19 protein-coding genes and 1 pseudogene are annotated in these 18,014 nt (G+C 73.2%); 10 read left to right on the top strand and 10 right to left on the bottom strand.

Going from position 1 to position 18,014, the window contains the following annotated elements; all coding sequences use genetic code 11:
• Positions 1–77: 77 nt before the first annotated feature.
• From ACIBK9_RS38395 to ACIBK9_RS38410, 4 genes are read left to right on the top strand one after another with little or no spacing between them, the layout of a single operon-like run.
• Positions 78–737 carry a carbon monoxide dehydrogenase subunit G gene (locus ACIBK9_RS38395; protein WP_397163682.1) on the top strand — a complete coding sequence of 220 codons (660 nt, stop codon included), beginning with the start codon at positions 78–80 and terminating at the stop codon, positions 735–737.
• A gap of 55 nt (positions 738–792) precedes the next feature.
• On the top strand, positions 793–1,689 hold the full coding sequence (locus ACIBK9_RS38400; protein WP_352363890.1) for a hypothetical protein: 897 nt from the start codon (positions 793–795) through the stop codon (positions 1,687–1,689).
• A 47-nt stretch (positions 1,690–1,736) separates the two neighbouring features.
• Positions 1,737–2,408: a DsbA family oxidoreductase gene (locus ACIBK9_RS38405; protein WP_358284902.1), complete on the top strand. Its 672-nt coding sequence runs from the start codon at positions 1,737–1,739 to the stop codon at positions 2,406–2,408.
• Between the two features lie 34 nt (positions 2,409–2,442).
• Positions 2,443–2,847: a MarR family transcriptional regulator gene (locus tag ACIBK9_RS38410; protein ID WP_358284905.1), complete on the top strand. Its 405-nt coding sequence runs from the start codon at positions 2,443–2,445 to the stop codon at positions 2,845–2,847.
• 34 nt (positions 2,848–2,881) lie between these two features.
• On the opposite strand, the gene ACIBK9_RS38415 is transcribed toward ACIBK9_RS38410, so the two are convergent.
• Positions 2,882–3,496 (bottom strand): thymidine kinase, encoded by a 615-nt coding sequence (locus ACIBK9_RS38415; protein WP_352322400.1) that lies wholly within the window; start codon positions 3,494–3,496, stop codon positions 2,882–2,884.
• Positions 3,497–3,631: 135 nt separating this feature from the next.
• Between ACIBK9_RS38415 and ACIBK9_RS38420 the strand changes: the two genes are divergently transcribed.
• The 3 genes from ACIBK9_RS38420 to ACIBK9_RS38430 are packed head-to-tail and all read left to right on the top strand — an operon-like array spanning position 3,632 to position 7,778.
• Positions 3,632–3,970 (top strand): hypothetical protein, encoded by a 339-nt coding sequence (locus ACIBK9_RS38420; RefSeq protein WP_352363898.1) that lies wholly within the window; start codon positions 3,632–3,634, stop codon positions 3,968–3,970.
• 6 nt (positions 3,971–3,976) lie between these two features.
• Positions 3,977–5,977, top strand: coding sequence for a hydantoinase/oxoprolinase family protein (locus tag ACIBK9_RS38425; protein WP_387664196.1), 2,001 nt, complete (start codon positions 3,977–3,979; stop codon positions 5,975–5,977).
• Positions 5,970–7,778: a hydantoinase B/oxoprolinase family protein gene (locus tag ACIBK9_RS38430; protein WP_397163684.1), complete on the top strand. Its 1,809-nt coding sequence runs from the start codon at positions 5,970–5,972 to the stop codon at positions 7,776–7,778. The genes ACIBK9_RS38425 and ACIBK9_RS38430 overlap by 8 nt, the downstream gene beginning before the upstream one ends.
• A 14-nt stretch (positions 7,779–7,792) precedes the next feature.
• Here ACIBK9_RS38430 and ACIBK9_RS38435 read toward each other — a convergent pair whose 3' ends face one another.
• Positions 7,793–8,662 (bottom strand): NAD(P)-dependent oxidoreductase, encoded by an 870-nt coding sequence (locus tag ACIBK9_RS38435; protein ID WP_397163686.1) that lies wholly within the window; start codon positions 8,660–8,662, stop codon positions 7,793–7,795.
• A gap of 179 nt (positions 8,663–8,841) precedes the next feature.
• Here ACIBK9_RS38435 and ACIBK9_RS38440 point away from each other — a divergent pair, with 179 nt between their 5' ends.
• Entirely contained in the window at positions 8,842–9,414 is a 573-nt protein-coding gene (locus ACIBK9_RS38440) for a histidine phosphatase family protein (RefSeq protein ID WP_397163687.1), read from the top strand.
• On the opposite strand, the gene ACIBK9_RS38445 is transcribed toward ACIBK9_RS38440, so the two are convergent.
• The 3 genes and pseudogenes from ACIBK9_RS38445 to ACIBK9_RS38455 form a co-directional block, all read right to left on the bottom strand.
• On the bottom strand, positions 9,392–9,841 hold the full coding sequence (locus ACIBK9_RS38445) for a hypothetical protein (protein WP_397163689.1): 450 nt from the start codon (positions 9,839–9,841) through the stop codon (positions 9,392–9,394). The two genes, ACIBK9_RS38440 and ACIBK9_RS38445, sit on opposite strands and share 23 nt — an antisense overlap.
• A gap of 34 nt (positions 9,842–9,875) precedes the next feature.
• Positions 9,876–10,352: pseudogene (locus ACIBK9_RS38450) on the bottom strand (RNA polymerase sigma factor); the annotation flags it as partial.
• A gap of 47 nt (positions 10,353–10,399) precedes the next feature.
• Positions 10,400–10,930 carry a uridine kinase gene (locus ACIBK9_RS38455; protein WP_397163691.1) on the bottom strand — a complete coding sequence of 177 codons (531 nt, stop codon included), beginning with the start codon at positions 10,928–10,930 and terminating at the stop codon, positions 10,400–10,402.
• A gap of 75 nt (positions 10,931–11,005) precedes the next feature.
• Here ACIBK9_RS38455 and ACIBK9_RS38460 point away from each other — a divergent pair, with 75 nt between their 5' ends.
• Both ACIBK9_RS38460 and ACIBK9_RS38465 read left to right on the top strand, forming a co-directional pair.
• Positions 11,006–12,163 (top strand): CaiB/BaiF CoA transferase family protein, encoded by a 1,158-nt coding sequence (locus ACIBK9_RS38460; protein ID WP_397163693.1) that lies wholly within the window; start codon positions 11,006–11,008, stop codon positions 12,161–12,163.
• Between the two features lie 73 nt (positions 12,164–12,236).
• Positions 12,237–13,721, top strand: coding sequence for a carboxyl transferase domain-containing protein (locus tag ACIBK9_RS38465; protein ID WP_397163695.1), 1,485 nt, complete (start codon positions 12,237–12,239; stop codon positions 13,719–13,721).
• A 4-nt stretch (positions 13,722–13,725) separates the two neighbouring features.
• Here ACIBK9_RS38465 and ACIBK9_RS38470 read toward each other — a convergent pair whose 3' ends face one another.
• From ACIBK9_RS38470 to ACIBK9_RS38490, 5 genes are read right to left on the bottom strand one after another with little or no spacing between them, the layout of a single operon-like run.
• Entirely contained in the window at positions 13,726–14,121 is a 396-nt protein-coding gene (locus tag ACIBK9_RS38470) for a hypothetical protein (protein ID WP_352363918.1), read from the bottom strand.
• The gene (locus ACIBK9_RS38475) at positions 14,118–14,564 is read right to left on the bottom strand and encodes a hypothetical protein (RefSeq protein WP_358284931.1); all 447 of its coding nucleotides are present in this window, start codon (positions 14,562–14,564) and stop codon (positions 14,118–14,120) included. The genes ACIBK9_RS38470 and ACIBK9_RS38475 overlap by 4 nt, the downstream gene beginning before the upstream one ends.
• 4 nt (positions 14,565–14,568) lie before the next feature.
• On the bottom strand, positions 14,569–15,378 hold the full coding sequence (locus tag ACIBK9_RS38480; protein ID WP_358284933.1) for a carbon-nitrogen hydrolase family protein: 810 nt from the start codon (positions 15,376–15,378) through the stop codon (positions 14,569–14,571).
• Positions 15,338–16,279 carry a DUF418 domain-containing protein gene (locus ACIBK9_RS38485; RefSeq protein WP_397163697.1) on the bottom strand — a complete coding sequence of 314 codons (942 nt, stop codon included), beginning with the start codon at positions 16,277–16,279 and terminating at the stop codon, positions 15,338–15,340. Before ACIBK9_RS38485 ends, ACIBK9_RS38480 begins: the two co-directional genes overlap by 41 nt.
• The gene (locus tag ACIBK9_RS38490) at positions 16,276–17,982 is read right to left on the bottom strand and encodes an alpha/beta hydrolase (RefSeq protein ID WP_397163699.1); all 1,707 of its coding nucleotides are present in this window, start codon (positions 17,980–17,982) and stop codon (positions 16,276–16,278) included. Before ACIBK9_RS38490 ends, ACIBK9_RS38485 begins: the two co-directional genes overlap by 4 nt.
• Positions 17,983–18,014: the final 32 nt, after the last annotated feature.

Genomic DNA, 18,014 nt, shown 5'->3' on the forward strand with positions numbered 1-18,014 from the left:
CCTGATCGGCGCGACGCGTCGCCCGACTGGCAGGTCTTGCCCTTAACCAGCCGGTCACCGGTGCCTAGAGTGGCCGCATGAAGGTGGCGGGCAGCGCCGTGATCGGCGTACAGCGAGATCGAGTGTGGGCCGCGCTCCAGGACCCGGCGGTGCTCGTGCGCACCATCCCGGGCTGCGAGCGCCTGGAGGAGACCGGGCCGGACACCTACAGGATGACGGTCAACGCGGGCGTGGCGTCCATCAAGGGCGTCTACCAGGGGGAGGTCGCGCTGGCCGAGCCGCGCGCGCCCGAGAGCTTCACGCTGCGGGCGCGCGGCCAGGGCGCGCCGGGCACGGTCGAGGCCACCGTCCTGGTACGGCTGAGCGAGATCGACGGCGGCACCCGGGTGGACTACGACGCCGACGCGGTGATCGGCGGGATGATCGGCGGCGTCGGGCAGCGCATGCTCGGCTCGGTCGCGAAACGCACGGCGGGCGAGTTCTTCTCCGCCGTCGAGGGCCACCTCAGCGCCCCGCCCCCGGTCCCGGCGGCACAGACCGCACTGGAGGCCGCCCCGGAGGCCGCACCGGAGGCCGCACCGGCCGCCCCGGCGGTCTACGAACGGCCGCCCGCGCGGCCCGCCGAGACCCGCCCGTGGGCGCTGCTGGCCGCCTTCGGCATGGGCGCGGCCGCCGCGCTCGCCGGCGTCGCGGTGGGCCGGCTGCTCGGCCGCGACACAAGTGGCCGGCGCGGCTGAGGGACGCGCCACGACGACCCTCGCGGAAAAGGATCTCCCGGCGTAGCGTGGCGGTATGCGGCAGGCACACGCTGAAGACGCACGGAACGAAGCCAGGCGCATCGTACGCAACCTGCTGGGGGAGGAGCGCCCCACCGCCGAGTCCCTGGTCGCCGAGGTGCGGCCGGTGTTCGGCGACCAGCGGACCGACCGCGCGCTCGGGCTCGCGCTCGGCGCGTCGCTCACCCGCCGATCGGCCGAGCTGGCCGCCATCGCCGCGCTCCTCGTCGGCACCCGCGAACTGGGCGCCGGCTGGTGGACGCGGCCCAGGGGCGGCAAGCTGCCGCCGCCCGACGAGGTGCTGCGCACGGCCGTCGCGATCGAGCCGTGGACCGACCTGACCGCGCTGGAGATGCTGGCCGCGTGGATCGCCGACGACGCCGCCGACCAGCTCTGGGGCCGGCCCGTCGCCGAGGTCGACCTCAACTCCTGGCAGGCCGAGGACCGCTTCGAGCTGCCGCCGGGGGTCCGGCCGGGTCAGCGGCTCGTGGTGCACTTCGACGCGGGCGGCCGGCTCGACGCGGTCGTCGCCCGCCGTCCCGACGACGCGCTGGGGTCCAACCTCGACTTCCAGTCGCTGCGCTACTCCAGGCCCGCCGAGGCCCAGTGGAGCTGGGGGGTGGCCGCCGGGCTCGGGCCCCACCGGCTGCCCGGCGAGAAGCCCGACCCGTACGCCCGCGAGATCCCGGCCGCCGCCGCGGGTGTGCTGCGGGCCTGGGCCGTCCGCCACGGCGTCACCCGCGAGGAGCTGGGCGAGCGGTGGGGGACCGTCGGCGACGTGGTGGCCGCCATCGAGCGGGTCGACTGGATGTGGCGCAGCGGCGAGTGGTTCGGCTGGTGGCGCGGCGCGTCCGCGCTGGTGGACGACTCGGCCTACCTGCCGTACCGGCTGGAGGAGCTGGCCGCCGGGTGACCCGCGGCCGGCGGAATCGTCGTGCGGGCGGCGTGGTTGTCGATGGGGTGAAAGTCGAGATTTTCTCCGATGTCGTGTGCCCCTGGTGTTACATCGGGCACGTCAGGTTCGCCCGCGCCGCCGAGCGTTTCCGTGCCAAGGGCGGCACGATCGAGGTGACCATGCGCCCGTTCCAGCTCAACCCCGACGCCCCCGTCGAGGGCGAGCCGCTGATCCCGGCCCTTGAGCGCAAGTTCGGGCCGGGCGCGCGGCAGATGACCGAGCGGGTCAAGGCCGTCGCCGTCGAAGAGGGCCTGGAGATGGACTACGAGCGGGCCGTCAACGCCAACACCTTCGAGGCCCACCGGCTCATCGAGGCCGCCACCGCCCAGGGGCTCGGCAAGGAGATGGCCGACCGGCTGTTCCGCGCGTACTTCGGCGAGGGCGCGAACGTCGGCGATCCCGGCGTGCTGAGCCGCCTGGCCGGCGAGGTCGGCGTCCAGGACACCGGCGAGGGCGCCGAGCAGGTGCGCGAGCATCTCGCCAGGGCCGGCGCGCTGGGTGTCAGCGGGGTGCCGCTGTTCCTGTTCGAGGGCAAGTTCGCGGTGTCGGGCGCGCAGCCCGAGGACGCCTTCGCGGCGGCGATCGACGAGGTCGCCGAGCGTACCGGTCAAACGCCGATCACCCAGCTCGCCCCGCCGGCCGACGGATGCGACGACGACGGCTACTGCGCGGTCTGAACGGCCCCGCCCGCGGCGGTGCGACAATCGGAAGGTGTCGAGCCGCCGCCTTGGTTACCTGCTCAAGCATGCCGCGCTGCGCCTGGCCGAGTTCACCGGCCCGGCGCTCGCGCCCTACGGGATCGACGGGCGGGAGCTCGGGGTGCTGTCGGTGATCGACGCCCCCGAGCCGCTGTCGCAGCAGGAGGCGGCCCAGCGGCTCGGCATCGACCGCACGACGATGGTCGCCATGGTCGACGCGCTGGAGGGCAAGCGGCTGGTGGCGCGGCGGCCGCATCCGGGCGACCGCCGCAAGAACGCGGTCGAGCTGACCGAGCACGGCCGCGAGACCATGCGCCTCGCGGTGCCGGCCGTGGAGGAGGCCGAGCGCGCCTTCCTGTCCACCCTGCCGGAGGACGAGCGCCGCCTGTTCCGCGCAGCCCTCGACCGGCTGGTGTGAGCCACGCGGCTCACGCCGGGGCCAGGCACGCGGGTCAGGCCGGGGCGCCGCCCTCGCCGAGCTGGCCGGAGCGGTGGTGGCGGCGGCAGAGCACCTGGTAGCGCACCGGCGAGGCGTCGGTGTCGCCGATCACGACCTGCTCGCCCGTCCGCGCCAGCACCCCGCCCACCACGCGCGCGTTGAGCTGCCCGGGGCGTCCGCACCAGCACAACACCTCGACCTGCAGCCGGCACACCTCGTCGGCCAGCTCGAACAGCCGCTGCGCGCCGGGGAACATGACCGATCTGAAGTCGGAGGCCAGCCCGAAGGCGTAGACGTCGATGCCGTGCTCGTCCACCAGGTCGGCGAGCTGCTCGATCTGCTCGACCGTGTAGAAGCAGGCCTCGTCGCAGATCAGGTAGTCGATGCGCTCGTGCGAGGTGACCAGGCCGACGAGGTCGAGGGAGTCCTCCACCTCGATCGCCTCAAGGCCCAGCCCGATCCGGCTGGTGACCTTCGGACCGCCGGAGCGGTCGTGCTTGGTCAGGACCAGCCCGCGCCGCCCCTGGCGGCCGTGGTTGTAGTTCATCTGGAGCGCCAGAGTGGACTTCCCGCAGTCCATGGGGCCGAAGTAGAACTTCAGCACGGCGTCCCGGGCTCCGGATGGCACGGCTGACAAGGCAGACAGTTCGGTCACAGGAGGCCAGCTTAGCGGCTTGGCTTGTTCCATGACCTCGTGGGACATTTCTCCCCTGGACTCTCAGGAGGAACTGTGGTCACCGACAATCCACCGACGCTCGACGCGATGCTGACACAGGACGACGTGACGGCCGCCCAGGCCGACGCCACCCGATGGCGGTACGGTTTCCTGGTCGTCGTGGCGGGCATCGTCGCGATCCTGATCGCCTTCGGCGCCGCGGTGTTCGCCACCAAGGAGTTCGCCGCGTTGTTCGCGGGCGTGGCCGGGGTGGTGGGCACGATCATGGGCGCTTATTTCGGCGTGCAGGCCGGCCAGTCGGGGAAGGCCAGAGTCGAGGCCGAACTGGCAAAATCCCAAGAGCTGGTGGTGCGCCTGGCGGCCTACGTCGGCACCCAGAACGCGCCCCGGGTCATCGACGAAGTTCTCGGCCGTCGCCGAAGCTGAGGAGCCATGCGTAGCGTCCGAATCGGAGTGGACACCGGGGGCACGTTCACCGACGTCGTGGCGGTGGACGAGCAGACCGGTGAGATCGTCACCACCAAGACCCCCTCGACGCCCGCGAACCCGGCCGACGGGTTCGTCGCGGGCATCGGGAAGCTGGGCGAGCTCGACGTCGCCTCCATCGTCCACGGCACCACCGTCGCGACGAACCAGCTGCTCGAAGACCGCATCGGCAACCTCGGGTTCATCACCACCGAGGGCTTCGAGTTCATCCTGGAGATCGCCAGGCAGAGTGTGCCGGACGGCTACGGCAACTCCTACTTCTGGGTCAAACCGCCGCGGATCGTCCCCGTGCACCTCGTCAGGACGGTCGGCGGCCGGCTCGACCACCTCGGCAACGAGGTGCGGCCGTTCTCCGAGGAGCAGGCCGTCGAGGCGGCGCGCTGGCTCAGGTCGAAGGGGATCACCGCGGTCGGCGTGTGCTTCCTGCACTCCTACGCCAACCCCGAGCACGAGCGCCGCATGCGCGAGATCCTCTGGCGCGAGCACCCGGAGGCGGTGATCTCGCTCTCCAGCGACGTGCTGCGCGAGTACCGCGAGTACGAGCGCTCGATCACCACCCTGGTGGACGCCGCGGTCAAGCCCGCCGTGCGCGGCTACATCGCCGGACTGTCCAACCGGCTCGGCATGCCGTTCTCGGTGATGAAGTCCAACGGCGGCGTGCTGTCGGCGCGCGAGGTCGTCAACCAGCCGATCACCACCGTGCTGTCGGGCCCGGCGGCGGGCGCGCTCGGCGCGGCGCTGATCGCCTCCACGGCCGGGCACCCGTCGGTGATCACCCTCGACGGCGGCGGCACCTCGACCGACGTGGCCGTGGTGATCGACGGCGAGCCGTCCCTGACCACCGAGGGCACGGTCGGCCGGTACCCGTGCAAGATCCCGATGATCGACATCGTCACGGTCGGCGCGGGCGGCGGCTCGGTGGCCTGGATCTCGCCCGAGGGCACGCTGAAGGTCGGCCCCCGCTCGGCCGGCGCCGATCCGGGGCCCCTGTGCTACGGCAAGGGCGGCTCGGAGGTCACGGTCACCGACGCGCACGTGTTCCTCGGCCGCATCCCGCCCCACCTGCTGGGCGGCGAGATCCCGCTCGACGCCGACGCCGCCCGCCAGGGCGTCGAGGCGCTGGCCGACAAGCTCGGGCTCAGCCCCGAGCGCACCGCGACCGGCATCCTGGAGATCAGCGCGTTCAACCAGAGCAACGCGATCCGGCAGCTCACCGTCAAGCGCGGCCTCGACGTACGGGACTTCCCGCTGGTGACGTTCGGCGGGTCGGGGCCGCTGCTGGCCTGCCGCCTGATCGACATCCTGGGCCTGCCCGCCGTCGTCGTGCCGCGCGACCCGGGCAACGTCTCGGCGTTCGGCCTGCTCACCGTCGACGTCAAGAACGACTACGTGCGCACGTACGTCACCCGCGACCTCGCCCTCAAGACCGCCGCGCAGATCTTCCAGGAGCTGGAGGGCCAGGCCGCCGAGGCGCTCGACCGCGAGGGCTTCGACGACCCGGTCCACGTGCGCAGCGCCGACCTGCGCTACTACGGGCAGGCGTTCGAGGTGCGCGTCGCGGCCCCGGCGGGCCCGCTCGACGACGACTGGAAGCGCACGGTGATCGACGCCTTCCACGACGCCCACGAGAAGCTGTACGGGTACGCCTACCGCGACGACCCGCGCCACGGCGTCGAATGGGTCAACCTGCGCGTCTCGGGCATCGGTCCCATCACCCGTCCGGCGATCCGGCGGCTCGGCAAGCCGGGGGAGGGCGCCACGTCGGTCCGTCCCGTGCACTTCGATGAGACCCGCGACACGCCGATCCACCAGCGGGCCGCGCTCGGGCCGGGCGCCACCGTCCAGGGCCCGGCGGTCATCGAGGAGTACGGATCGACGATCCCCGTGCACCCGGGCTTCACCGCGAAGGTGGACGAATACGGAAATGTGGAGATCCGACGTGATTGATCCGATCCTGGTGGAGATCGTCGAGGGCACGCTGGCCTCCGTCGAGCGGGAGGTCGAGACGGCCATCGCCCGCACGGCCCGCTCCCCGATGATCCGCGACGCGCACGACTTCCGCGCCGGCATCCACGACGCCCGGCTGCGCAAGCTCACCGGCCGCTCCTACAGCGCGCTCGTCCAGCCGATCGTGCGCGACTTCCCGATCGAGACGATGAAGCCCGGCGACGTCTACTTCCACAACGACGTCTACCTGTCCGAGGGCGGCATCGGCCACCTGCCCGACCTGTGCGTCACCGTGCCGGTCTTCCACGACGGGGCCGTGGTGGCGTTCGTGCAGGCGTTCGGCCACCACGACGACATCGGCGGCGCGGTGCCCGGCTCGATGCCCTCGCACGCCCGCTCGGTGTACGAGGAGGGCCTGATGATCCCGCCGATCAAGCTGTGGGACCAGGGCGTGCCGAACGACACCGCGCTGCGCATCATGACCCGCAACTCCCGCATGCCCGACTCCCTGGCCGGCGACCTCGACGCCGAGTGCTCGGCCTGCCTCATGGGCGCCCGCCGCCTCGGCGAGCTGTTCGACCGGTACGGCAGGCAGGCCGTCGAGGAGTGCTTCGACGCGATCGTCTCCAAGACCACCGAGACCTTCCGCAGGGAGCTGCTCGCCAAGATCCCCGAAGGCACGTACGTCTGGGAGGACTACGCCGAGCACGACGGCGTCGACGAGCCCCGCCTGCACGCCCAGCGCATCACGCTCACCGTCGACCACGCCGCCGACGCGCCGCTCACCATCGACTTCACCGGCACCTCGCCCCAGGCCAAGGGCCCGATCAACCACGCGGGCGACTACGCCGACGGCGTCTTCCTGAAGAAGTGGCTGGCGCCGGTGCTGCGCAACCTCGCCGACACGCCCGAGCGCATGGCCGAGCTCGACGTCAACGAGGGCGTCGTGCCGCTGATCAGGATGGTCTTCCCGGAGAAGGGCACGCTGCTCACCCCGGTCTTCCCGGCGCCCACCAACGCCCGCACGTTCGTCATCCTGCGCCTGCTCGGCGTGCTGGCCGGGGTGCTGGCCAAGGCCACCGGCGGACGCATGCCCGCCGACCAGGAGACCATCCGCTACACCGGCGTCTACGGCAGCGACGCCGACGGCACGCCGTACCTGATGCGCGAGGTGCTGGGCGGCGGCTCGGGCGGCCGCTGGTACGCCGACGGCGAGGACACCATCCACATCGTCCCCGACTCGCGCAACATCCCGGTCGAGTTCGCCGAGGCGCGCTGGCCGTTCCGGGTGGAGCGGCTGGGGCTGGCCTGCGACTCGGGCGGCCCCGGCATGTTCCGCGGCGGCCTGGGCTACGACAAGCACATCAGGATGCTCAGGGACGCGTCGTACATGTCGATCGCCGACCGGTCGATCCTGTCGTGCTGGGGCGTCAACGGCGGCCTGGCCGGGCGTCCGTTCCGGGTGGAGATCGCCGGCAAGGAGATGGACGGCCTGGTGGACGACCACCCCGTCCAGGCCGGTGACCTGATCCGCATCCGCACCACGGGCGGCGGCGGCTGGGGCTCCCCCTACGACCGCGACCCGCGGGCGGTGGCGGCCGACGTCCGCGACGGCAAGGTCTCGATCGCCGGCGCCCTGGGCGACTACGGCGTGGTCCTGGACGGCGACCGCATCGACGAACGCGGCACCGCCGAGCTCCGCGCCCGCCTCCGCCCGCCCGCTGACCGCTTCTTCGACCGCGGCCCCGGCTACCCGAGGCTGTCCGGCGGCAGGACGTTCGCGGAGGTGGACGAACTGTAGGGAACCGGCGGGGGCTACTCCTCGTCGAAGCTGGCGAAGTAGGTGGCCACCATGTCCTGGTCGCCGTGCCCCTGCGCCTCGGCGCGGCGCAGGCGCTCGCCGGCCGCCGCCACCATGTCCAGCCGCACCCCGGCCGACTCGCCCGCCTGGGTGATCAGCCGGGTGTCCTTCTCGGCGTTGTGCACGGTGAAGGACGGCTCCAGGTCGCCCTCCAGGATGGCCTTCGACTTGGCCTGGAAGTAGACGTTGTCCAGCGGGCCGCCGGTGATCACCTCGCGCACCAGGCCGGGGTCGACGCCGAGCCCCTTGGCCAGGGCCAGGGCCTCGGCCACGATGCCGGTCATCGAGATGGCGTAGCTGACGGCGGCCATCTTGAGCCTGGTGCCGGTGCCCTGGGCGCCGTCCTCGCCGAGCCACAGGGTGCGCGCGCCGACGGCGTCGAACACCGGGGCGAGCGCCTGCCGGGCCGGCTCGGGGGCGGCCGCCAGGATGAGCAGCGTGCCCTGTTCGGCCGGCTGCCTGGTGCCCTGGACGGGCGCGTCGGCGAAGGTCAGCCCGTGCTCGGCGGCCAGGGCGGCCAGGCGGCCGACCGCCGCCACGCCGACCGTGCTCATCTGCGCCCACACCTGGCCGGGGCGCAGCGCGGGCGCGGCGGCGGTCATCGCGTCGTGCACGGCGTCGCCGTCGCTGAGCATCGTGACGATCACGTCGGCGCCCTCGACCGCCTCGGCGGGGGAGCCGGCCACGACGGCGCCGTCGGCCGCCAGCGGCTCGGCCTTGTCCCGCGTGCGGTTCCACACCCTGACCGGCAGGCCGGCCTTGAGCAGGTTGCGGGCCATGGGAGCGCCCATGAGCCCGGTCCCGAGCAATGCGACTTCAGTCATGAGGATCACCCTACGACGGCCCGCTCCGGCGGCTTCGGCGAGGTACGGCGTCCGGATGCGAGGATGGCGGCCATGGGACCTTCGCGGATCGTCGCCGTACGCCACGGGGAGAGCCAGCGAACCTGGCGCACGCGCAGGCCGGCGACCGGCCACTGGTCTACGAGCGGGGCGACCACGAGGTGACGCTGACCGACCTCGGCCTGCTCCAGGCGCGGGCGCTCGGCCGGATGCTGGCCGGGCTGCCCGCCGGCGAGGCGCCCGAGGAGGTGTGGTGCTCCCCCTACCTGCGGGCCCTCGACACCTGGAAGGCCGCCCAGGAGACCTGGGGCGCCGGCGCGCTGCCGGTCACCGTGGACGAGCGGCTCAGAGACCAGGAGTCGGGCGATTTCGCCCGGTTCAACCTGGCCGCCATCGGCGAGCGGTTCCCCGGCGAGGTGCGGCGGATGCGGGCCGAGGGGCCCTACGCCTACCGCCCGCCCGGCGGCGAGTCGCTGGCCGACGTGGTGGCCCGGCTGAAGGACTTCCTGCACGGGCTGCGCGCGGCGGCGGACGGGCGGCGGGTGCTGATCGTCGCCCACGACTCGGTGGTGCTGGGCCTGCGGCACGTCATGGCCGGGCGGGACGACGCCGACCTGGCCGACGTCCTGCGCTTCGCGCCGGTGCTGAACGCGTCGGTGTCGGTCTGGCGGGCCGCGGGCGGAGGGTTCGAGGTGGTGGCGTTCAACGACGTCACCCACCTAGATCCCGCTTGAGCCGCAGCAGCCGCGCCCGCCGCGCGTGGGCCTGCCCGGTCAGCACGGCGCTCGCCGCCACGAACGCCAGCCCGAGCGCCAGCGCGCCGGTGGCCACGGCGGCGACGAGCGCGGTGGTGAGCAGGGCCGCCGCCAGGGCGATCCAGCCGGCGATCACCCGGTCGCGGGCGAACAGCGGCGTTCTGCGCGTGCTCAGCCAGCCGCCGTAGCAGGCCCAGGCCAGGCAGAACGCGGTGAGGGCGGCGAAGGCCAGGTGGGTGCGGCCGGGCAGCGGGCCGGGCTCGGTCCACCACAGGGCGCAGACGAAGACCGTCCCGGCGGCCCCGGCGAGCAGGGCGGTCAGCGCGCGCACGCGCCGCCACGGCGACAGCGACGGTTCGAGGCGCTCGATGATCTGGTCGGCGGTCAGGCGCGGCCCATCGGTCATGGTCGATCTCCTTCAGGTGGTCGCGCAGGAGGCGGCGGGCGCGGCTGAGTCTGGACTTGACGGTTCCGGCGGGGATGCCGCAGATCTGGGCGCACTCCTCGACCGGCAGGTCCTCCAGGTAGTGCAGGACGAGGATCTCCCGCTCGGGAGGGGGCAGGGCGGACAGGGCGGCGAGCAGGCCGGCGCGGTCGACGACGGCCTCGGCGGGGTCCTCGGTCACCGGTTCCGGCTCGGCCGCGCCCTCCGCCCTGGCGTACTCCTCGCGCAGGCGGTCGGTGACCGCCCGGCGGGCGATGGTGAACAGCCAGGGCGCGAACCGTCCGGGCGCGCGCAGCCGGGGCAGGCCGCGCACGACGGCCGCCCAGATCTCCTGGGCGACGTCGTCGGCCCGCTCGGCGTCCAGCATGCGCCGGACGTAGGTCCAGACCGGGGTGTGCCAGCGGCGTACGAGTTCGGCGATCGCCGCGCGCTCGCCCAGCTGGGCGCGTACGACGAGCAGCTCATCTGTCATGTCGTCCTTCCGTCACCCTGTTCAGTCGGGCGGGAGGGCGACCCGGTTCACGTCTCGACGACGAGATCGGCGCGCTCGCGGGTGCGGTCGGCGGCGAACCAGGCCCGTTCGGCGGCGAACCACTGCCGCCACCGGGGTTCGAGCTCGGGGCCGTCGCGGTCGAGGACGCGCCGCAGCCGCACGGCCTCGGGGGCCTCCACCCAGACGGTGAAGGCCAGCAGCCGGGCGGCCGACCGGCGGGCGGTGCCGACGCCCTCGACGACCAGCACGGGCGCGGCCGGCACGGGGACCTGGTCGGCGTAGCGCTCGCGCACCCAGTCGTACCGGCGGAAACCGGCCGGGCGGCCGTGCCGCAGCGGTTGCAGGACCTGCTCGTCCAGCAGCCGGAACCAGGCGCCGGGGCCGTCGTCCCAGTGGACGGGGAAGTCGTCGCTGTGGATCACCTGGCAGCCGAGCGCCGCGCCGAGCCGGCCGGCGAACGTGGTCTTGCCCGAGCCCGCCGGGCCGTCGACGGCCACCAGGCGGACGGGCCCGCAGGAGGGCGGCAGGGCCTGGATGCGGCGGGCCAGGGATTTCACCGGACCAGGGTAGGCGATGGTGGACGGCCGCCTGAGAGAATATTCTTCCGGCCCAACGCAAGCTGGAGGTTGACCTTGCTCGGACCCCTCGGCGACGTCGTCGTCCTCGATCTGTCCAGGGCCCTGGCGGGGCCGCACGCCGCGCAGATGCTCGGCGACCTGGGCGCCCGGGTGATCAAGGTGGAGCATCCGGACGGGGGTGACGACTCGCGCGGATGGGGGCCGCCCTTCGTGGGGCCCGACCACGACATCTCGACCTACTTCCTGGCGGCCAACCGCAACAAGCAGTCCATCGTGGTCGATCTCAAGTCCGCCGAGGGCAGGCAGCTCATCGAGCGGCTCGTCCGGCAGAGCGACGTGCTGATCGAGAACTTCCGCACCGGCGTGCTCGACCGGCTCGGCTTCCCCGTCGAGCGCCTGCACGAACTCAACCCGCGCCTGGTCGTCCTGTCGATCACCGGGTTCGGCCACGACGGGCCCGAGGGCGGCCGGCCGGGCTACGACGTGATCGCCCAGGGCGAGGCGGGGCTGATGTCGCTGACCGGGCCCTCGCGCGAGGAGCCGTACCGGGTGGGCGCCTCGATCGCCGACCTGCTGGCCGGCATCCACGGCGCGTACGGCGTGGCGGCGGCCCTGTACGAGCGCGAGCGCACCGGCCGGGGCCGGGTGGTGCGCACGTCCCTGCTGGCCGCGGTCACCGGCGTCCACTCCTACCACGGCACGGCCTGGACGGTCGGCGGCCAGGTCCCCGGCGCCAATGGCAACCACCACGCCTCCATCGCCCCCTACGGCGCCTTCCGCTGCGCCGACGGCATGCTGCAGATCGCCGTGGCGAACGACGGCCAGTGGAAGAAGGTCGCCAAGCTACTCGACATCGACCCTGATGTGGCGAAATATGCGACCAACAGGCAGAGATTCGCACACCGGGACGAGCTGATCGCCGACATGGAGAAGGCCCTGGCCGACCACGACCGCGCCCACTGGCTGGCCAGGCTGGGCGAGGCCGGCGTGCCCGCGGGCGCGATCAGGTCGATCGACGAGGTCTACGCCTGGGAGCAGACCCGCTCCCAGGGCCTCCTGGTCCAGGTGGACCACCCCGTGCTGGGCCCGATCGAGCTTCCCGGGCCGCCGCTGCGCTTCGACGGCCTGCCCGCGGCCGAGCACACCGCGCCCCCCGCGCTCGGCCAGGACGGCGAGGCCGTGCTCGCCTGGCTCGAAGAGCGGGAGGGATGATCGGCAATTCCCGGCTCCGGCATGTACCCTCGTGCGTCACCATGGCATCATCGGTTGATCGTTAGGAGCGATAGTGAGCCGTCCGGACGCGCGCACACTGATCGAAGCGGTCCTCGACAGGGGGTCGTGGAAGTCGTGGGACGCGCCGCCCGCCGATCCGGCGGAGCCCGGCTCCTCCTATGCCGAGGAGCTGGCCGCGGCCCGCGTGAAGTCCGGCTACGACGAGTCGGTGATCACCGGCGAGGGGCTGCTCGACGGCCGCAGGGTCGCCGTCGTGGTCTGCGAGTTCTCCTTCATGGCGGGGTCGGTCGGGGTCGCCGCGGCCACCCGCATCGCGGCCGCGGTCGAGCGCGCCACGCGTGAGCGGCTGCCGCTGCTGGCCGCCCCGGCCTCGGGCGGCACCCGGATGCAGGAGGGGGCGCTGGCGTTCGTCCAGATGGTCCGGATCACCGTCGCGGTGCAGGAGCACCGCGCGGCCGGGCTGCCGTACGTCGTCTACCTGCGCCACCCGACGACGGGCGGCGTGCTGGCCTCCTGGGGCTCGCTCGGGCACGTCACGGCGGCCGAGCCGGGGGCGCTGATCGGGTTCCTCGGGCCGCGGGTGTTCGAGGCGCTGCACGGCTACCCCTTTCCCGAGGGCGTCCAGGTGGCCGAGAACTTCTACGAGCACGGCCTGGTCGACGCCGTCGTGTCGGCCGACGACGCCCGCAGGGTCGCGATCCGGGCCCTTTCCGTGCTGTGCGCCGCGCGTACCGGCGTCGAGGCGGGCGAGCCGCCCGCGGAGGACCTGCGGCCGGTGGAGGCGTGGGAGGCGATCACCCGCTCGCGCCGCGACGACCGTCCGGGCGTGCGCACGCTGCTCAAGCTGGCCGCCACCGACGTGACGCCGCTCAGCGGCAGCGGCGCCGGCGAGAACGAGCCGGGGCTCGTGCTGGCGCTGGCCAGGTTCGGGTCGGCGCCCGCCGTGGTGCTCGGCCAGGACCGGCGAAGACAGCGCCGGCGCTCGCCGCTCGGCCCGGCCGGGCTCAGGGTGGCCAGGCGCGGCATGCGCCTGGCGGCCGAGCTGGGGCTGCCGCTGGTCACCGTGGTCGACACCGCGGGGGCCGACCTGTCGAAGTCGGCCGAGGAGGGCGGGCTGGCCGCCGAGATCGCCCGCTGCCTGGCCGAGCTGGTCACCCTCGACGCGCCGACCGTGTGCCTGCTGCTCGGCGAGGGCGCGGGCGGGGCGGCGCTGGCGCTGCTGCCGGCCGACCGGGTGTTGTGCGCGCAGCACGCCTGGTTGTCGCCGCTGCCGCCGGAGGGCGCCTCGGCCATCCTCTACCGGTCGGTCGACTTCGCCCCCGAGATCGCCCAGGCCCAGCGCATCCGGGCCACCGACCTGCGGCGCGACGGCATCGTCGACCGGGTGATCCCCGAGCTGCCGGACGCCGCCTACGAGCCCAGGCAGTTCTGTGAGCGCGTGGGGCGGGCGCTGGAGCACGAGATCGCCAAGCTGCTGGAGGCGCCGCCGGCCGACCGCCTGGCGGCCCGCCTGGCCCGCTACCGTGCCCTGGGCTGACCGCCTAGGGCACGGGGATGCGTTCGACGCGGATGGAGAAGACCTCCTCGCGCGGCACGACCACCTCGTAGGCGCCGTGGTCGACCATCCAGTAGCCGAGCGCCTCGGCCTTCATGCCGCTGTGGCCGGTGTAGGCGATGTGCAGGCCGTCGTCGTCCTCGTCGAGGACGATGCACGGCTCGCCGCCGAAGGCGCCGACGGTGCGGACGAGCACCAGCCACTCCAGCCGCGACCTGGCCACCACCCGCCGCCAGTAGCCCGAGGCGGGCTCGAAGCCGTCGAGCTCCACCTCGCTGAACAGCACCACCTGGTCGTTGTCGGGGCCGAGCGCGGCCGGCAGCGTACGCTCGCCGAACCGGGCCACGAAGCCGGAGGCGACCGGCGTGATCTCCTCGCTCATGCGGCGGGCCGCCAGGTCAGGCCGTCGTAGCCGGCGAAGGGCCGCTCGCCCTCGTCGGTGACGTGGACGATCTCCGCCCCCGCCGGGATCGGCATCGGGACGGTGTGGAACTGCGGCACCACGTGGTCGGGCGAGGTGGTGAACCCGTTGCCGGCGAACGGCGGCACGTCGCTCCAGTCGCCTCCCATGTGCGGGCCGTAGGGCACCGCGTAGGTGTCGACGTCGCGGGCGTGCCAGCGCATCAGGTAGAGCTCAGGCACCTCGGGGAACAGCTCCGAGCCGTCGAAGGACAGGTCGAGGCCGTAGTAGAGGGCCGCCGGCGTGGTCAGCCTGACGCAGTCCTGGACCCGGTAGACGTAGCCGGAGATCACCGTGCGCTTGCCCGACAGGTACGGCACGAGCAGACGCGGCGGCACGACCTTCTGCATCTGCGTTCCGCTCATGGCTCTACTTTACGGTCGGTTGACCCTTGAGCACCCGGTGATCCAGACACGGGAGCATGGCCCTGGCGGTGGCCGTCCATTCGGTGTCGAGGCGGACGAGCTGGACCCCCGGACCGGTGCCGAGGTCGGCCCGGACCACTCCGAGCGGGTCGACCAGCATGCTGCGGCCCACGCCGAACCCGTCCTTCGACTCCTCCGGGTTGGGCGCCTGGCCGACGGCGGCCGTCCACATCGTGTTCTCCAGGGCCCGTGCGCGGACCAGCGTGACCCAATGGTCCTCCTTCAGCGGGCCCGACCCCCAGGCGGCGATCACCGCGAACAGGTCGGCGCCCTTGTCGACCAGCGCCCTGGTCAGCTCGGGGAAGCGGATGTCGTAGCAGGTGACCAGCCCGACGCGCAGCCCGGCCAGCTCGACCACGGCCGGCTCGGCGCCCGGCGCCACCAGGTCGGACTCCTTGGAGCCGAAGGAGTCGAACAGGTGGATCTTCCGGTAGGCGGCCTTGATCCCGCCGTCGGGGCCGATCGCCACGGCCGTGTTGTGCACCTTCGCGCCGGCCGGGCCCTCGCCCGGCTCGAACACGCCGGCGATCACCGCCAGGCCGTGGGTCCGGGCCGCCTCCGCCAGCCCGGACACGAACGGCCCGTCGAGCGGCTCGGCCAGTTCGGTGACGCGCCTGCCGTAACGGGTGAGCGTGGCCTCGGGGAAGATCGCCAGGTCGGCCCCCTCGGCGCGGGCGAGCGCCTCCCTGGCCCTCTTGAGGTTGGTGGCCGGGTCAGGAGAGACCGGAATCTGGCAGAGGGCGATTGTGGTCACGGCCCGACTCTAACCGGTTGGGCACCAGTCGAAACCAGGTCAGGCACCGCCAGATCCACTCAAGTGGGCCGTACCGAAATCTGGTGAGCCACCAGCCGCTGAACAACGTCTGCGCCACCACGGTGGTCAGCGCCACCGCGAGCACCGGCCAGCGGGTGGCGCCGGTCTTCAGCGGGACCGTGCACAGCGCGATCACCGCCGTGCCGGTGACGTAGTTCGTCAGCGCCATCCGGCCCAGCGGCTCCAGCAGGGCCGAGGACCACGGCCGCAGCGCCAGCAGCAGCCCACTGGCGTACGCCGCCGCCCCCGACAGCGCGGCCACGCTGTAGACGGTCCAGTCGCCCGCCCCCGGCGCCTCCGCGACGCCCGCCCAGGTGACCGTCAGCACCAGGGAGGTCAGCGCCGAGGCCGCGAACACGGGGGCCAGCAGGCTCCGCGGCGGGCGCAGCCGCATCAGCCCCATGCCGACCAGGAACAGCCCGGGGATGAGCGACGGGCCCGCGCCGTGCCAGGTGGCCCAGACGGTCGCCGCGACGCCGAGCGCCAGCACCGGCAGGCCGCCCGGCAGGAACGAGGCGGGCAGCAGCACCACCAGGCCGTAGAGGGCGTAGTCGGTCAGCACCTCGCCCTCGTAGAAGGTGTGCTGGAGCAGGCCGAAGCAGGCCAGCCAGGCCAGCCGGCGGGCCAGCGCCCAGCGGCTTCCCGAACGGTCGAGGAACAGCACGAAGCTGATGCCGAACAGCAGCGAGAAGATCGGGTAGAAGCGGCTCTGGAACAGCGCCTCGATCGTGCGGTCGATGCCGGTGTAGGGCTCGTGGCTCGCGTGCTGCCAGGTGTTGACCAGCATGATGCCGCCCACCGCGAAGCCGCGGAGGGCGTCCAGCTCACGGATGCGCGTCACAGGAACCAGGTGAACCACCATACGAGGAATCCGGCGCCGGTGACCGCCGCCACGATGTGCGGCCACCGCCGTGCGTGGAACAGGGCCGCGACGCTCAGCACGGCCGAGGCCGCCGCGATCCACGTGTACAGGCCGCCGACCGGGGCGGGGACGCCGACGGCCAGGGCCGTCTCGTTCCTGCTCGCCATACCGTAGACGGCCTGGCCGGTCAGCCCGGCGAACGCCACGCCGGCCAGCCCCGCGAAGGCGGTCGCCGACCTGCCGCGCAGCGCTCCCGCGGCGAGCTGGACGAGCGAGACGAGCGCGAACAGCGCGAAGGGCGCGGCCAGCCAGGGCGTCTGCGAGATCCGGTACGGCGCGCCGGTGACGTGCGTGTCGGCGAGCCGGAGCGTGGGCGGCAGACCCGGGTCGGGCTCGCACGGCTTCGGCGACACGCCGCCGGGGGACTCGACGAACTCGGCGATGTGCTTCCTGGCGCACGCGCTGGTGAGGAAGACGGCGTGGCTGCCGCGGAACGTCTCGAACCGGGCGCCGGGGATGGCTTCGGCGGCGGGCCCGGCCGTCCTGACGGGGGTGGTGGGGTCCCGATCGCCGCCGACGACGTAGACGGGGGCCTTGGGGACGGCGTTCACGGGGGCGGATCTGGGAAGTTGCCACGCATCACACACCGCTTTGTCCGCGTTTACCGTGAAAAGTCGGGATTTGGTGGTGAAAGTGTTGAACGGCACCTCGTCCTGGCACTGCACCGCGTGGTACAGCCCGAACTCGTGCGACACCAGCCCCTCGCCCACCGCGTCGGCCAGCGGCCGCAGCAGCTCGTCGTGCCCCTCGGCCAGCCCGCCGACCAGCGCGGGCGCCACGGCCGACACGTCCGCCTCGTGCAGCGCCTCGGCCAGGACGGTGGCCACGTCGTCGCCGGACATCGTCGCCGTGAACGGCCGGCCGAGCAGCGGATCGGTGGTCGGCACCCGGGCGGGGGAGCGGTTGAGCCCGGCCACCACCCGGTCGAAGGCGTCGCCCACGCCGAGCGCGGCCACGGTGTCGCCCAGGTTGCGGTCGGCGTCGTCGTACCAGGCCACGGACTCGGGCAGGAACGAGTCCAGCACGACCGACCGCACGCCCTGCGGGTCGGCCGCGGCGACGTCGGCCATGACGCGGGTGGAGTAGCTGACGCCGAACAGGTTCCAGGAGGGGAATCCGAGCGCCTGGCGCAGGGCGACCACGTCGGCGGCGATCTCCTTGGTGTTGTAGCCGCGCAGGTCGACGCCCTGCTCCTGGAGGCGGGCGCGGCAGCGCCGGGCCGCCGCGCCCACGTCGGCGGGCGGTCTGCGCAGCCGTCCGAGCAGCGCCTCGGCCGTCTCGGGGCAGCCCAGCACCGGACGGGAGTACTTCCCGCCGCGCTGCTCGATCGTCACCACGTCGCGGTCGGGGAACATCTGGCTCAGGAACCCGGTGAGCTGCAGCGACGACGACGCCGGCCCGCCGCCCATGTAGACGATCGGATCGGGTTTGCGGCCGGCGGCCGTCGAGGTGTGCACGGCGTACCCGACCTTGATGGTCCGGCCCGGCGTGTCGCGGCGCTCGGGGACCAGCAGGAACCCGCAGACGGTGTGCTCCGGCACGGCGACCGGGCAGGGCGCGGCCTCCAGGGGAGGGGGCGTGGCAGGCGTGACGAGGGGAACGCTCAGGGCGAGGGCTAGCACGACCCGGATGATCACGAGACGAGACTAATAGT

The sequence above is a fragment of the Nonomuraea sp. NPDC050227 genome, from assembly GCF_044459705.1.
Lineage (GTDB): Bacteria > Actinomycetota > Actinomycetes > Streptosporangiales > Streptosporangiaceae > Nonomuraea.